Here is a 15,559-nt window from a genome sequence, read left to right on the forward strand (position 1 = left end):
GTTCGAAATGAAGAAGGTATTGATCGCCGCGTTGGTCGGCGTGACAGCGGTTGCGTTGTCCAGCTGCGGAATCGGCAAGGACCCCTTGGCTACGGACGGCGGCGGTAGTGCTGAGGGCGCCATCGTGATCGGTTCCGCCGATTTTCCCGAGAGCCAACTGATTGCGACCATTTACGCCGAAGCGCTTCGCGCCAACGGTATCGACGTTACCGAGAAGTTGAACATCGGTAGCCGAGAACTCTATGTACCGGCATTGCGCGACGGTTCCATCGATCTGATCCCCGAGTATTCCGGCGCCTTGTTGCAATATCTGGACAGCAAGACAACGGCGACGGCTTCAGACGAAGTATCCGCCGAAATCGATGCGAAATTGCCCAAGGGTCTGGTCGCTCTCGAGCCGTCGCCTGCAGAGGACAAGGATGTACTTGCCGTCAAACAGGAGACTGCGGACAAGTATTCGCTGGAGACCGTCGAGGATCTGGTGCAGCATGCCGACGAGTTGACTCTCGGCGGACCGCCGGAATGGAAGACGCGCGAAAACGGTGTTGCCGGCTTGAAGACCAAATACGGCCTGACTTTCCGGGAGTTCCTGGCACTCGATGCAGGTGGACCCCTCACGCTCAATGCGCTTCTGAGCGGGCAGATACAGGTAGCCGATGTCTTCAGCACCGATCCCGCGATGCGCTCGGAGAACTTGGTTGCGCTCGAGGACACGAAGCACCTCTTCCTCGCGGAGAACATCACGCCGATCATCAACGAGTTGAAGGCTCGCGATGACGTCCGATCCGTGCTCGCGGGGGTTTCGGCGGCACTGACCACTGAAGACCTCATCGAGATGAACCAGCGCGTTGCCGATCTCGACGACATGAGTGACATCGCTCAGGACTGGTTGCAGAAGAACTCCTTGGTGCCATGATCGAAGGCCGGGTGGCGTTCTTGTCGTCGGTCGAACAGACGATATCGACACGCCGCCGCCCGGGGTAACGTCGCGAAGTCAGGCATGCCTCGACCTCGCGGGGAGCAGTTCCCACCAAGGATGCCGACATGCCGAGAAGCCGACCGCGCACACCAGTTGACCGAGTTCGGAACGGCGCAGCCACTACAACCACGGTTGTAGTGGCCGGCGTGTGTCTGGAATCAGGCTGGAACGCCCATGCAGTTTCCGAGTTGCGCTGTAGTTCCGTTCACGACGCCTGGTGGCACTGGGCAGGCACTTCTCACCAGCGCGGGCGTCACCGTCATCGAATCACCGCCGGGAACGCTGACTGACCGCGGCGTCGGTGACGGCTCCACCGTGGCTCAGATCGAATCGACCTACGGCAACGATCATTCGACAATGACGATTCAGACCGAGTCAGGCGAATCGATCTTCGTCACCACCGGTGATCCGGGGCAAGTCGGCAATGGCAACCCCGGAGGGTTGATCGGCTTTTCGATTCACGGCGGCACGGTCGGGCCTCCCGTGGTCGGTGGTGTCCCCGGCTTCGAGTACTGCTCGGGCAATTCGTCGACTTCACAATTGCCGACGGCATCCACATCCGAGGGGTGCGGAACGATCACGTACCCCGAGACAGGCGTTGTCGCCTCCATCGACAATCTGCAAGGCGGCATCACTTGTGAGGTGGCGATGGACACCGCCGAAAGGTACCTGAACGACACGTCGCTCAGCCATGCCGGAAATACTTGGTCGGCGGAGTTCGACGGCTGGCTGTGCAGCGTCTTGACTGCAACCGCCAGCGAGCTCGAAGGTCATAGTTTGGAATGTGCTGACAGATCTCGCGGTATCAGCTTTCAGGCCGTTCCGTAGATCCTCTCAGTGCTGCCGAATGTGCCCGAGGCTAGCGCCGAACCGGCACGTGCTTGGTGACTATCCGGTGGATCAGGCGAGCAGCGGTCCGGGCAGTGCGATTGTCGATGTCGAGGCTCGGGTTCAGTTCGGCGACATCGAGAACCGCGAGCTTTCCGCTGGATGTGACTCGATCACATACGTATTGGATTGTTTCCAGACTGACGCCGTAGGCCGCGGGTGCGCTGACGCCCGGCGCCACGGCGGCGGGAAGCACGTCGAGGTCGATGGTCAGGTAGACCAGATCGACGTCGTCGAGGAAGTCTGCGAGGAACTGATCCACGACGCCTCGACCGATCACTCCGCATTCTTCGTCGAGCAGATAGCGAACGCCAAGGCGGTGAGCCGTGTCGAACAGAGCAGTGGTGTTGCTCGGTTGGCTGATTCCGATCACGATGTACTGATGTGAGGTGCCTGCGGCGGCTTCGTCCTCGGCGATCTGACGAAAAGGCGTGCCGGAACTGGGGATCGGGTCGCCACGAAGGTCGAAGTGCGCATCCAAGTTGAGGATTCCGAGTTTGGCTCCGGCGGTTCGCAACTCGGAGCCCGCGACGCCGAGGTATGTACCGTAGGCGATTTCGTGTCCTCCCCCGAGAACCACGGGGAAGTGTCCCGAATCGAGCGCGGCACTGACGGCGTTCCCGAGTGCGGACTGACCGGCCTCGAGTTCTTCACCCGACACGGCAACGGTTCCCGCGTCCTGAATCTGCAGTGGTTCGGCCAGCGCCATGGAAGCCAACCCGGCTCGCAACGCGTCCGGGCCATCCGCGGCGCCGCGGCGGCCCTTGTTGCGGCGGACTCCTTCGTCGCTGGAGAATCCGATCAGAACACAGTCGCCGGGAGCTGTTTCGGCTGAATACGGTTGCACGGCACGATGCCACCGCAGATGCTCGGCAGTGGTGCCGTCGGAGCGCCCGGTCCACGGCTTGGGTTCGATGTCGACTGCGATCTGATGTGCCACGACGGCCTCCCGGTGAGTGTATTTCAGTAGCTTGTGGCGAGTACGCCGTTTTTCCAGACCTCGCGCACCAGAGGGACGCCCGGGCGGTAGGCGAGGTGGAGGTACGACGGTGCATCGAGCGCGATGGCGTCGGCACGTGTTCCGAGAGAAAGGGTTCCGACGTCGGTGCGCTGTAGCGCCCGAGCGCCACCTGCAGTGGCTGCCCAGACTGCCTCAGCGGGCGTCATGTGCATGTCTCGCACCGCAATTGCGATGCAGAACGGAAGGCTCGTGGTGTAACAGGTACCGGGATTGCAGTCGGCGCCCAGAGCTACGGTGACTCCAGCGTCGAGCAGTGCGCGGGCGTCGGGGTACTTGTTGCGGGTGGAGAAGTCGGCGCCGGGCAACAGCGTTGCGACGGTAGAACTCTGAGCCAGGGCATCGATGTCCTCGGCGGTGACGTACGTGACGTGGTCGACGGACGCTGCTCCCATCTCGACGGCGAGCTGGACTCCTGGCCCTTCGCCGAGCTGATTGCCGTGGACGCGGGGGATCAGTCCGGCGGCGACGCCTGCGCTCAGGACTGCATGAGCCTGTTCGCGGTTGAATGCTCCTCGCTCGCAGAAGACATCGATCCACTTCGCGTGTGGCGCGCAGGCAGGGATCATCTCGTCGCACGCCATGGCGACGTAATCATCGGCGCGGCCGGCATATTCGGGTGGTGGAACATGGGCGGCCAGCAGTGTGACCTCGTCGGTGAACTGCCCGGCGATCAGTGCGCTGCGTAGTTCGCTCTCGGTGTTCTGCCCGTACCCGGTCTTGCATTCGACGGTTGTGCTGCCCGAGCGCAGGGATTCGTCGAGTAGGCGTCGAACATTGGCCTGCAATTGTTCGTCGGTGGCCGAGCGCGTCGCTTCGATGGTGTTGCGAATGCCGCCGGCGGCGTACTTCTCGCCCGCCATGCGAGCCGCGAATTCCTCAGCCCGCTCGCCACCGAACACCAGGTGTGAGTGACTCTCCACGAAGCCGGGGAGCAGGGCCCGACCGCCGATATCCTGACCGATATCGGCAGCCGGGGCGTCGGCGGAATCGCCGACCCAAGCAACAACGCCGTCGTCGTCGAAAACGATTGCCGCGTCGTGTCGTACGCCGAGCTTGCCCTCACCCAGAGTCGGGTCATTGGTGACGAGGGTTCCGATGTTGGTCAGAACTGTGGTTCGAGAACCATTCGTGGTCAATGTCATTCCTAACTCAGGGTGAGGTGGTGGAGCTGTTTCAGTTCTCGGTCATCGGGATACGGACGCCGCGCGTGGCCGCCGTGTCGATGGCGTGGTCGTATCCTGCATCCGCATGCCGGATGACGCCCATCCCGGGATCGTTGGTGAGAACCGCTTCGAGCTTCTTGGCTGCGAGTTCGGTGCCGTCGGCGATGCACACCTGTCCCGCGTGGATGGAGCGTCCCATACCGACGCCGCCGCCTTGGTGAAGTGAAACCCACGACGCGCCGGACGCGGTGTTGACCAGGGCGTTGAGCAGCGGCCAGTCGGCGATCGCGTCGGACCCGTCGATCATCGATTCGGTTTCGCGGTACGGCGAGGCGACCGATCCCGAGTCGAGGTGATCGCGGCCGATGGCGATCGGCGCGGACAGTTCGCCCGAGGCGACCATCTCGTTGAACTTGAGGCCCGCGAGGTGGCGCTCACCGTATCCGAGCCAGCAGATGCGGGCCGGAAGGCCCTCGAAGGCAACCTTTTCGCCTGCCATGGTGATCCAGCGACGCAGGTGCTCGTTCTCGGGGAAGAGTTCGAGGATGGCCTTGTCGGTGGCCTCGATGTCCTTGGGATCACCGGAGAGAGCTGCCCAGCGGAAGGGGCCGAGACCTTCTTCGAAGAGCGGGCGGATGTAGGCGGGAACGAATCCTGGGAAGTCGAAAGCGCGGTCGTAGCCGGCCTTGCGGGCCTCGTCACGGATGGAGTTGCCGTAGTCGAACACCTCGGCGCCGGCGTCCATGAATCCGACCATGGCCTTGACGTGCGCGGCCATCGCGTTGCGGGAATCTTCGGTGAACTTCTGCGGATCCTTCTCCGACATGATCTTCATGTCGGGGAAGTCGATCCCGATCGGCAGGTAGGCGAGGGGATCGTGGGCCGAGGTCTGGTCGGTGACGATGTCGATGGGGGCCTTCATCTCCAGCAGCGCCGGGAAGATCTCTGCCGCATTGCCTTCGAGGCCGATGGAGAGCGGCTTCTTGGCGTCACGTGCCGCTGTCGCCAGTTCGAGCGCGTGCTCGATGCTGTCGGCCTTGGTGTCGAGGTACTTGTGGGCGATACGACGGTCGATGCGGGTGATGTCGCAGTCGACGCAGATCGCGACGCCGTCGTTCATGGTGACGGCGAGAGGCTGAGCGCCGCCCATTCCGCCGAGACCCGCAGTGAGGGTGATCGTTCCGGCGAGCGATCCGTTGTAGCGCTTCTTCGCGATGGCGCCGAAGGTCTCGTAGGTGCCCTGCAGGATTCCCTGGGTGCCGATGTAGATCCAAGAGCCTGCGGTCATCTGGCCGTACATGGTCAGGCCGAGGTCTTCGAGACGGCGGAACTCTTCCCAGTTCGCCCAGTCACCGACGAGGTTGGAGTTGGCGATCAGCACTCGCGGTGCCCACTCGTTGGTGCGGAAGACACCGACCGGCTTGCCGGACTGCACCAGCATGGTCTCGTCGTTCTTCAGCGTCTTCAGCGTGGCGACCATGGCGTCGAATGCCGCCCAACTACGTGCTGCGCGACCGGTTCCGCCGTAGACGACGAGGCTGTCCGGGTGCTCGGCAACATCGGGGTCGAGGTTGTTCATGAGCATGCGCAGGGCGCCCTCCTGCTGCCAACCGAGCGTCGTGAGCTCGGGGCCGCGGGGAGCACGGACGGGGCGCGGCTCGTGGCCGGGGGTGCTGATTTCCATGGTGTTCTCCTTGCTTAACTGAAGTTCGAAAGATGTTGGGGGATCAGACGCGAGAGTCGGTCATCGCGGTGTGATCGGGGTAGATCATCGACGAAGGTGGATTGCTGGTGCGTTTGGCGAGCGGGTAATAGATCAGCCCGGTGAACACGATGCCGACGATCCAGGAGATGTCGGCGCCGCCGAGCATGTCCGTGACGGGGCCGGTGTACATCTTCTGGGCGAGGAACGGGATCTGGGCGAGAACGCCGGCGGCGTAGCAAGCCAATGCGGTGAAGTTCCATGCTCCGTATCGACCGTTGACGTCGTAGAGCGCCGGAATGTCGATGCGCTCCTTGGAGATCAGGTAGTAGTCGATCAGATTGATCGCACTCCACGGCGTGAACACCATCAGCAACACCAGGACGAAGTTCTTGAAGTTGTCCAGGAAGTCGGCGCTGGCGGCGATCGCGATCAACACCGAGACGGCGGTGAACCCGAGAATGTAGAGGGTACGGGCGGTGCTCGAGATTCGTGACTGGCCGTTGAAGGCTGTGACGGTGGTCAGGATCGACATGAATCCGCCGTACGCGTTGAGCACGTTCACCGTCAGCTTGCCGACCAGGATGACGAAGTAGATCAGGAAGGCGATGGCAGCGGGTCCGGCCAGATCTCCCATGAAGCCGACCTGGTTACCCAGGAACGCGTCGCCGGCGCAGGCCGCGACGAGGGCGCCGAAGGTCATGGACCACTGTGATCCGATGACGCTACCGAGGAACGTCGACCAGAAGGTAGTGCTCTCGGAGGTGCTGCGCGGCAGGTAACGCGAGTAGTCGGCGACGTACGGGCCGAACGTGAGCTGCCAACCGGCGCCCAGCGAGATCGCGAGCAGGAAGGTGACGATGTCGAAGCCCTTGATACCGACGTACGAGGCGACGTCGTACTCGAGGAACAGTCGAACGGCCAGGTAGGAGAATCCGACGATGCCCACGACGGTGGCGATCCTGCCGACGATGTGGATCAGCTTGTAGCCGGTGACCGCGACGAATGCGGTGAGGAGACCGAAGACGACGATGCCGACGGTGGGGCTGTCGATGTGCAGGATCTTGTTGACGGCTTGGCCGGCCAACACGGTGCCGGTGGCAGCGAAGCCGAGGTACATCAGGATGACGAGAACTAGCGGTACGACGGCTCCCTTGACGCCGAACTGGGCGCGACTCGAGATCATCTGGGGGAGGCCCATGCGCGGGCCCTGTGCGGAGTGAAGCGCCATGACAGCGCCACCGAAGATGTTGCCGATCAGAAGTCCGACGATTGCCCAGATGGCGTCCGCGCCGAATACGACGGCGAGAGCACCGTCGACGATTGCCGTGATCTGCATGTTGGCGCCGAACCAGAGAGTGAACTGGCTGCGCGGGGTGCCGTGTCGTTCTGCATCCGGGACGACGTCGATAGTGCGTCGTTCCGGAGTGAGGATGACCTCGGCCGGTCCATCGTGAGTCATAGGCCTGTCTTTCTGCTGCGAGCCCGTCGAGCGACGGAATCGACGTCGGGGTATTGCCCACCTTCTTCGTGCTTGGTGCTTTGCGCCTGGTGCTCTGTGCGCTGGGTCACTGTCACTGCGGATAAATGTATATGCCTGTATATACAGGCGTCAATACCTGAAACCCGATTTCGCGTAAATGCTGTGTAACACCGCTCGAGGATCAGAAACCCTTACCAGGGTTGAGGATTCCGAGTGGATCGAACGCGGCCTTGATCGATCGGTGCAGTTGCATGCTGTCCTCACCGAGCTCGAGAGAGAGCCAGCGACGCTTCAGAACGCCGACGCCGTGCTCTCCGGTCAGAGTTCCGCCGAGTTCGAGAGCACGCCGGAAGACCTCGTCCGCGGCGGTCCACACGGCTTCGGGGGCCGAGCCGTCGGCAGTGCGGTCGAAGACGAAGGTCGGATGGACGTTGCCGTCACCCGCGTGCGCGACGGTCATGATCTTGACCGAGTGCTCGGCGGCCGCCCGGTCGATACTTTCGAGCATGTCGGGCAGTTTCGACCGCGGAACCCCGACGTCTTCCACCAGACATTGCCCGAGTCGTTCGGATGCCGGATAGGCGAGTCGGCGAATCTCGAGTAGTTGTGCGGCTTCTGCTGCGTCCTGTGAGACGGCGACAAAATCGGCGCCGGCCTGCTCGAAGTGTTTCTGCATCGCCGCGGCTGCTGCGTCGGCATCGACCCCATCGGCCTGTGCGATCAGCATCGCGGCGGTGTTGTCTTCCAACCCGATTCGTTTCCAGTCGTCGACTGCGCGAAGGGTTGCTCGATCGATCAGCTCCAGCAGGCTCGGCCCGATTCCGTCGCGAACGACCGCGGCAACCGCGTCCGCTGCGGAGCGGAGAGAATCGAAACTGCCAACGACGGTGACCGGTGCTCTCTTGGGCTTGGGCTGCAACTTGAGCGTGGCACTCGTGACGACTCCGAGTGTTCCTTCCGAACCGACGAGAAGACTGGTCAAGTCGTATCCCGCAACACCTTTGACGGTCCTTCGGCCTGTCCGCACGATCCGACCGTCGGCGAGCACAACCTCGAGACCCAGGACTGAATCGCGGGTGACGCCGTACTTCACGCAACGCAGTCCACCGGCGTTGGTGGCGATGTTTCCGCCGATCGTGGAGATCTCGAAGCTGCTCGGATCGGGGGCGTACATCAGCCCGTACTCGTCTGCTGCTCGACTGATGTCAGCGTTGATCACCCCGGCTTCCACGACAGCGAGCTGATCGTCCGGATTGACCTCGAGAATCGAGCGCATGCGAGTGGTCGAGATGACCAGGCAGCCCTCGACGGCTGCCCCGCCACCCGCCAAACCGGTCCCCGCACCACGGGTTACCACCGGGACACGATGAGCAGTAGCCCATTTCAGAGCCTGGGAAATGTCGGCCGCAGTTTCAGCGAGCATGACGGCTGCCGGATGGCCGGGTTCGGCGAGATGGGCCTCGTCGCGACGGTACGAGTCCATTACCGCCGGGTCGGTGATCAGGCGACTCGAACCGATCGACCGAGCGAGTTCGTGGACGGACATTCTTTTCTCCAGTCGGTCAAAGGTTTTGTGCGAGAGCGTCCACAGCTGAGATCACGGCGTCTTCTGCGTCCCGCTCGCCGACGGTGACCCGCACCCCCTCGCCAGGGAACATCCGGACCGAGACACCCTGGGCGACGCAAGCCGCTTCTAGTGCAGAAGCTCTCTCGCCGAGAGGGATCCAGACGAAGTTCGCTCCGCTGGGGACGGACTCGACGCCGCGCACAGCGAGTTTTTCACGTAGGTGAGCGCGACCCGCGGTTACCGTTTCGACTATCGAATCGGTGTGCGCCGGATCGGTCAGCGCTGCGCAGGCCGCGGCCTCGGCAACGGCGCTGAGCCCGAAGGGCGGTGCCGCGCTGGAAAGGTCCGCTGCGATCGCCGGATTGGTGATGGCATAGCCGGCCCGAAGGCCGGCCAATCCGTAAGCCTTGGAGAAGGTTCGGAATACGACTATGTTGGGAAAGGCTCGAAGCAGGTCGACGCCGTCGACATCGCTGGTCGCGAACTCCCGGTAAGCCTCGTCCAGAAGGATGAGGACGTCACCCGGGATCGAGCGGGCGAACGAGACGAACTCGGCGGTCGAGAACTCGCTTCCGGTCGGATTGTTGGGGTTGCAGACGAGTACCGCGCGGGTCTGCGGAGTCACGGCTGCCGCCATTGCACTCAGATCGTGCCGGTGTTCGGAATCGAGTGCGACGGGTACACCGCTCGCCCCGGCGATTCCGATCAGAATCGGGTACGCCTCGTAGCTGCGCCACGGGTAGACGACTTCGGTGCCCGGGCCCGTGTATGCGGTCAGTACCTGCTGGAGCAGTGCCAACGACCCGGCGCCGACCAATACCTGGTCGTCGCCGACGCCCAGGCGGTCGCTCAACCGGGCGATCAGCGTGTCGCCGAACAGCGACGGATACAAGTGCGAGTGTGAGGCCGCGAGATTGACGGCCTCGAGAATTGCCGCCGAGGGTGCAACCGTCGACTCGTTGCTCGACGCCCGCCACCGAACCTGCTCGAGGCCGGCGGCTTTGGAGTATCGAGGGAGTGCTTCGATTTCGGGTCGGGGGCGAGGCCGCAGCGCTCCGGGCGCGCTCATGCCAGGGCGCCGATCGCGTTCTCCGCGGCCGCAACGAGTGCACCGGATGCCGCCAAGTCCACCGCGGCCTCGATCTCGGGGGACAGGAAGCGATCGGTGCCCGGCCCCTGCACCTTCTCGCGCAGGGTCCGAAGGACGGCTCCGGTGGCTGGTGAGGGCTCGAGTGGGGATCGCAAATCGATTCCTCGTGCTGCAGTGAGTATCTCGATCGCGAGAACTCGGGTGAGACCGTCGATGGACCGGCGGAGCTTACGTGCACCCGACCATCCCATGGAGACGTGATCTTCCTGCATGGCCGAGGAGGGAATCGAATCGACGCTGGCGGGGCTCGCGAGTCGCTTGAGTTCGGACACGACGGCAGCTTGTGTGTACTGCGCGATCATCAGTCCGCTGTCGACTCCGGGGTCGTCGGCAAGGAAGGGAGTCAGACCGTGGTTGCGCGCAACATCGAGGAAGCGGTCGGTTCGGCGTTCGCTGATACCCGCGACATCCGCGGTCACGATGGCGAGGAAGTCCAAGACGTAAGCCACGGGAGCTCCGTGGAAGTTACCGTTGGATCGAACCCGTCCGTCGAGGGTGACAACGGGATTGTCGACAGCACTGGCCAATTCGCGCCCGGCGACGAGGCGGGCGTGATCGACGGTGTCGCGTGCGCCGCCGGCGACCTGCGGTGCGCACCGCAGTGAGTACGCGTCTTGAACCCTGGTGCAGTCAGGGCCCGCATGGCTGGCGACGATCGGGGAATCGGCAAGCAGACGCACCATGTTCGATGCGGCCGCGCCCTGGCCGGGGTGGGGGCGAAGCGCTTGGAGGTCCGCGGCGAACACCTGATCGGTGCCGAGCAAGCCCTCGACGCTCATGGCGGCAGCGATGTCGGCCAACTTGAGCAGATGATCGAGATCGGTGATCGCAAGGGCCAGTTGGCCGAGCATCCCGTCGGTACCGTTGATCAGTGCGAGGCCTTCTTTCTCGGCCAGAACCACCGGTTCGAGGCCATGGGCAGCCAATGCTGTTGCCGCATCGGTGAGTTCACCGTCTGCGGTGCGGACGGAACCTTCGCCGATGATTGCCATCGCCACATGAGCCAGTGGTGCCAGATCTCCCGAGCATCCGAGGCTGCCGTATTCGTGCACCACCGGGGTGATGCCTGCGGTGAGTAGGTCGGCGTACGCCTGTGCGACCACGGGGCGCACTCCGGTCCTTCCGGTGGCGAGCGTCGACAGGCGCAGAAGCATCAAGGCCCGGATCACTTCGCGTTCGACTTCCGGTCCCGAACCTGCCGCGTGTGAGCGGATCAGGCTGCGCTGCAACTGCGTCCGCAGATGCGCCGGAATGTGCCGGGTGGCAAGTGCGCCGAATCCGGTGGAAACCCCGTAGACCGGCGTGGGATCTGCGGCCAGGGCCTCGATGCGTGCACGACTTTCGGCGATCGCGGTCAGTGATTCCGCGGTCAATGCGACGCCGTAACCGTTGCGCGCGACGTCGACGACGTCGGCGATGGTGACAGCCCCGATTCCGACCTCAATGGTTCGGGTGGCTGTATGGGTGGCAGGGGTGGCCTTCATGGGACTCCAATGATGATGCGGTGGTGTTTCAGCAAGTCTTGTATACGAGACTCTAGTCTTGAATATGAGACGAAAACAAGGCCCGCAAAGTACGGAACGGAGAAATTGGCTACATGTCTGCGGTCGGGGTCTCCACCATTCGATCTCCGAGATCGGCGGAGAACTCGGCGCTGACGGCGCGCACTCGGTCGGCGATCAGGGCACTCTCCTCGGCCGATTTGGAGCCCGAGAGGAAGGTGACGCCGAGAGCTGCGACCGGACGACCGTCCCGCGTGATCACGGGGCTGGCGATGCAATTGATCCCGGATGTCGTCGCATTCTCTTCGACCGCATATCCGCTCTCACGTGCTGCGGCGAGCAGTTCTCGCAGTTCGGCGAGCGTCGACGGTCCCGTTCCGGTCCGCGTCGGCCAGGTGTATCCCTCGTAGAGCGCGCTGATCTGTTCCACGTCCAGACGGCTCAGAATCGCGCGCCCGACTGCGGTGAGATGCGCTGGAAGGCGAGTCCCGATTTCGGTCACCAATCGCACGCCCGGCTTCAGTGGTTCACGTTTGTCGAGGTAGATGACGTCAGACCCCTGTAGTACCGCCAGATGGGACGTCTCATCCGTCGACTGAGTGAGTGCCAGCATGAATCGTTGGCCCTCACGGTGAAGTGGGCCCGAGCGCATGTACGACGCACCGACTTCGAACGCCGAGACACCCAGGGTCCAGGCGCGTTGATCAGCCCAGTACGAGACGAACCGTCGATCTCGCATGACATTGAGTAGATGATGCGTCGTACTTTTCGGCAGGTCGAGGGCGCTCGAGATTTCGGCCGTCGCCAGCGGCACACCCCGGCGAGCCAGCAGATCGAGCACGTCGAGCACACGCTCAGCGGATTTCACGCGGCTCGTGCTCATGTGGGGTGTGTCCTTACGAGTAGGTAGGAAATCCGGAGCGGGGAACCACATTGTCTCGGATACGAGACTGAATCGCCAAGTGCTCGGGGTGGTCAGGGAGCCTGGCTGCCGAGTTCCGCGGACAACCGGGCGCAGTGCTCCACCAAGACGCGACCGTGGCTGGCGCAGACCTCGTCCGTGAGACGGAATGTCGGGCCGACGACGCTGAGCGCTCCGGCTATCTGACCGACTGCGTTGTAGATCGGCGCGGCAACTCCGGTCGAGTGATCCTCGATGGTGTCGTGCGCAATGGCGTACCCGCTCTCACCTACCTTGCCGCTCAACGCTGCGCCGACGGCGGTGCCGTCCAGGGGAACGCTCTGTCCCACCCACCCCATGTGGCGGATCGCGTGCGTGCCCTCGATCTGATCGAGATACAGCGCAGTGTCTTTCGGTCCCATCGTCGACAGGTAGGTCGATTCCCTCGTGGTTTCGGCGATGGCCTTCATCGCGGGCCGGGCTCTCGGCAACAGTTGATTGTCACCGAGAGCGCGAGCTCCGATCTGCAATAGCCGCGGGCCGACGCGATAGACGTTGTCCTCGCCGCGAACGACGAACTCGGTTTGTTCGAGGCTTCTGATCAGGCGAAGGGCGGTACTGGTTGCCAGATCGGTTGCCTTGGCGGCGTCGCCGAGCGTCAATCCGCCGTGCTCGACGATCGCACCGAGAAGTTCGAACGTGCGATTCGCGCTGCGGGTCACGTCGCCGGGGGCCATGTCCTACTCCAAGTGCCGAGGGATGTCTGCGCTGAATCTATCGCGAGCCCGGCAGTACCTCACCGTGGTGCTCGTCCAGCAGGGGACTGCGGCGGACATCGGGGCGTTGGCTCTCACCGAACACGACGGGCTGTCGTACGTAGGAGATCTTTCCTGCTACCGGGTGCTCGAACGATTCGACGACTCCGCGATACTCGGCCTGTGCGGAGGTGAGTGCCTGCTGGACGTCCCAGATCTCCGAGCCGGCGAGGCCCGCGTCGCCGAGAATGCCGACCACGTCGGCGACGGTCTTTCCGGCAGCCCAGTTTTCGATCTCCTTGCGCAGTGCCGGCTCGTTCTCGGTCCGGGCGGTGTCGTCGGCAAATCGAGGATCTGCGATCAGGTCGATGCGATTCATCGTCTGCGCCAATTTCTCGAAGCCGGATTGGCTCGCAACCGCGAGGACAAAGAGTCCGTCGTCGGCCCGATAGGTGTCGAATGGTGTCGACACCGGATGACGGTTGCCGACGCGTGGGGGAGTGAGCCCGGTGGATTGCAGTTGGCTGTGTGCTGTCGGCAGCATGGCGAGCATGCTGTCGAACATCGCGACGTCAAGGTGCTGCCCGAGTCCGGTCGCCCGTGCACTCAGCAGGGCGGTACTGATTCCCCAGGCGGCGAACAGCCCGGCGACCAGGTCTCCGAACGACTCACCCAACCGTGTCGGGCCGGATTCCTCCGAACCGGTGATGCTCATGATTCCCGAAAGAGCCTGGACTACAAGGTCGTAGGCGGCGGCGCCGGACATGGGTCCGTCCTGGCCGAAACCGGAGATCGACGCGTACACGATCCGCGGATTGCGAGCCCGCGCAGCTTCGTAGTCGATTCCCAGGCGCTTGGTGACGCCAGGGCGAAAGTTTTCGACGACGACGTCGGCGGTCTCGATGAGCGTCAGCAGCGCCTCACGGTCCTCGTCGTTCTTGAGGTTGAGTGCCACCGAACGCTTGCCGCGATTGAGCACGTTGAAGTAGATGCTTTCACCGTCGCGGAACGGGCCGAGGTGCCGAGAGTCTTCACCGTGTTCGGATTCGATCTTGACGACATCCGCACCGGCGTCGGAAAGCAGTGCGGTGCAGTAGGGTCCGGCGAGGACGCGCGAGAGGTCGATGACCCGGATGCCATCGAGTGGTGGAAGTGCAGACATGTCCGTGCCTTTCAGAAATCGGTGGAACGCGGCGACGGAGCGTTGCCGGCAATGGTGAGCAATTGGATCTGCGAGGTGCCCTCGAAGATGCGGAGAATGCGGCAATCGCGGTACAGGCGTTCGATTTCCGATTCGCGCATGAATCCCGCGCCACCGTGGATCTGCACGGTTTGATCGACGATCGAGAAGCAGGCCTCGGTGGCGACGTACTTCGAAATCGATGCGGCGCGGCGGATGTCCTGACCGTCGTCCTTGACGTCGGCGGCCCAGTCTGCGGTGACGCGTGATGCGACCAGTTGCGCGTCGCAGCCACCGAGGAGTAGCTGAATTGCCTGGAAGTCGAAGATAGGCGTGCCGAACTGCTTTCGCTCCGTTGCGTACTCGCGTCCCAGTTCCCAAGCGCGCAAAGCGATGCCGTTCGCCATTGCCGCTACGTCGATGCGTGCCCGGTTCAGTGCGGTCAAGGCGATGTTGCCGCCGCGACCTTCGGTGCCGATCACCGAGTCGAGCGGCAGCACGACGTCGTCGAGGTAGACGGTGTATGTCGGAGCCGAACGAATTCCCATCTTGTCCTGCGGCTCCGAGTAACTGATTCCCGGAGTGCCCTTGGGGACGACGAAGGCGGTGATGCCGCGGAATCCTGCGCTCGGGTCCGTCTTGGCGAAGAGCACGACCAGGTCGGCTTCCTTCGCGTTGGAGATGTACGTCTTGGATCCGGAGAGATGCCAGCCGTCGTCCTCGCGTCGAGCGACGGTACGCATCGAGGCGATGTCGGAGCCGGCGTCGGGTTCGGTGAGTGCAAATCCGGCCAGCAGTTCGCCCGACGCGAGCTGGGGCAACCAGCGGTGCTTCTGCTCTTCGGAACCGCCGACGAGAATCGGCTCGAGGCCCAGGTAGTGCGCGGTGTAAATCGATGCCAGTGCGGCGTCGGTGCGTGCAACTTCTTCGATGGCGACCAGTTGGGTTCGTGTCGACAGGCCCAGACCGCCGAATTCCTCCGGCACGGAAATGCCCATGAGGTCCTGCTGTCCGAGGCGCTTGACCAGCTGAGCCGGGAACTCTTTGGATTCGTCGCGTGCGGCTGCTCCGGGTTGGATCTCGGCGTTGGCGAAGGCTCGGACGGTGCTGCGGAACTCAGCGAGATCAACGCTGTCGATGTCGTGCGCGGTCTGGGTGGTCACGGGGGCTCCTTCGAAGCGAGGTAGTTCACGAATTTCATCTAATGGAATCTAATTGCCACTAGTTGGCACGACTGACTATGGCTGAGGGTGGCGAATTTGTCCAGG

General features: G+C 63.3%; 13 protein-coding genes. 2 read left to right on the forward strand and 11 right to left on the reverse strand.

The genetic code is table 11. The features are described 5' to 3' along the window. Positions 1-7 precede the first annotated feature (7 nt). Together QM596_RS04235 and QM596_RS04240 are read left to right on the forward strand one after the other, a co-directional pair. Positions 8-916: an ABC transporter substrate-binding protein gene (locus QM596_RS04235; RefSeq protein WP_070386363.1), complete on the forward strand. Its 909-nt coding sequence runs from the start codon at positions 8-10 to the stop codon at positions 914-916. Between the two features lie 237 nt (positions 917-1,153). Then, on the forward strand, positions 1,154-1,807 hold the full coding sequence (locus tag QM596_RS04240; protein ID WP_283308216.1) for a hypothetical protein: 654 nt from the start codon (positions 1,154-1,156) through the stop codon (positions 1,805-1,807). 31 nt (positions 1,808-1,838) lie between these two features. On the opposite strand, the gene hutG is transcribed toward QM596_RS04240, so the two are convergent. The 11 genes from hutG to QM596_RS04295 all read right to left on the reverse strand — a co-directional run bounded on the left by hutG (position 1,839) and on the right by QM596_RS04295 (position 15,454). Next, positions 1,839-2,807, reverse strand: a complete 969-nt coding sequence (hutG, locus tag QM596_RS04245) for a formimidoylglutamase (protein ID WP_283308218.1) — start codon at positions 2,805-2,807, stop codon at positions 1,839-1,841. Between the two features lie 23 nt (positions 2,808-2,830). Continuing rightward, the gene (gene hutI / locus QM596_RS04250; protein ID WP_172932609.1) at positions 2,831-4,024 is read right to left on the reverse strand and encodes an imidazolonepropionase; all 1,194 of its coding nucleotides are present in this window, start codon (positions 4,022-4,024) and stop codon (positions 2,831-2,833) included. Positions 4,025-4,061: 37 nt separating this feature from the next. Next, positions 4,062-5,735 (reverse strand): urocanate hydratase, encoded by a 1,674-nt coding sequence (gene hutU, locus QM596_RS04255; protein WP_019745352.1) that lies wholly within the window; start codon positions 5,733-5,735, stop codon positions 4,062-4,064. Between the two features lie 43 nt (positions 5,736-5,778). Next, positions 5,779-7,215 carry a purine-cytosine permease family protein gene (locus QM596_RS04260; RefSeq protein ID WP_020909179.1) on the reverse strand — a complete coding sequence of 479 codons (1,437 nt, stop codon included), beginning with the start codon at positions 7,213-7,215 and terminating at the stop codon, positions 5,779-5,781. Positions 7,216-7,417: 202 nt separating this feature from the next. Further along, on the reverse strand, positions 7,418-8,782 hold the full coding sequence (locus tag QM596_RS04265) for an FAD-binding oxidoreductase (RefSeq protein WP_283308220.1): 1,365 nt from the start codon (positions 8,780-8,782) through the stop codon (positions 7,418-7,420). 16 nt (positions 8,783-8,798) lie between these two features. Further along, positions 8,799-9,872, reverse strand: a complete 1,074-nt coding sequence (locus tag QM596_RS04270) for a histidinol-phosphate transaminase (protein WP_283308221.1) — start codon at positions 9,870-9,872, stop codon at positions 8,799-8,801. Then, a complete protein-coding gene (gene hutH, locus QM596_RS04275; protein WP_283308223.1) occupies positions 9,869-11,437 on the reverse strand; it encodes a histidine ammonia-lyase in 1,569 nt (522 codons plus the stop codon). Before hutH ends, QM596_RS04270 begins: the two co-directional genes overlap by 4 nt. A gap of 109 nt (positions 11,438-11,546) precedes the next feature. Then, on the reverse strand, positions 11,547-12,338 hold the full coding sequence (locus QM596_RS04280; protein ID WP_283308224.1) for an IclR family transcriptional regulator: 792 nt from the start codon (positions 12,336-12,338) through the stop codon (positions 11,547-11,549). A 92-nt stretch (positions 12,339-12,430) separates the two neighbouring features. Continuing rightward, entirely contained in the window at positions 12,431-13,093 is a 663-nt protein-coding gene (locus QM596_RS04285; protein WP_020909174.1) for an IclR family transcriptional regulator, read from the reverse strand. A gap of 37 nt (positions 13,094-13,130) precedes the next feature. Beyond that, positions 13,131-14,273, reverse strand: a complete 1,143-nt coding sequence (locus tag QM596_RS04290) for a CaiB/BaiF CoA transferase family protein (protein WP_042952958.1) — start codon at positions 14,271-14,273, stop codon at positions 13,131-13,133. 11 nt (positions 14,274-14,284) lie between these two features. Continuing rightward, positions 14,285-15,454: an acyl-CoA dehydrogenase family protein gene (locus QM596_RS04295; RefSeq protein ID WP_020909172.1), complete on the reverse strand. Its 1,170-nt coding sequence runs from the start codon at positions 15,452-15,454 to the stop codon at positions 14,285-14,287. Positions 15,455-15,559: the final 105 nt, after the last annotated feature.

This window comes from Rhodococcus sp. IEGM 1406, from assembly GCF_030056745.1.
Lineage (GTDB): Bacteria > Actinomycetota > Actinomycetes > Mycobacteriales > Mycobacteriaceae > Rhodococcus_F > Rhodococcus_F erythropolis.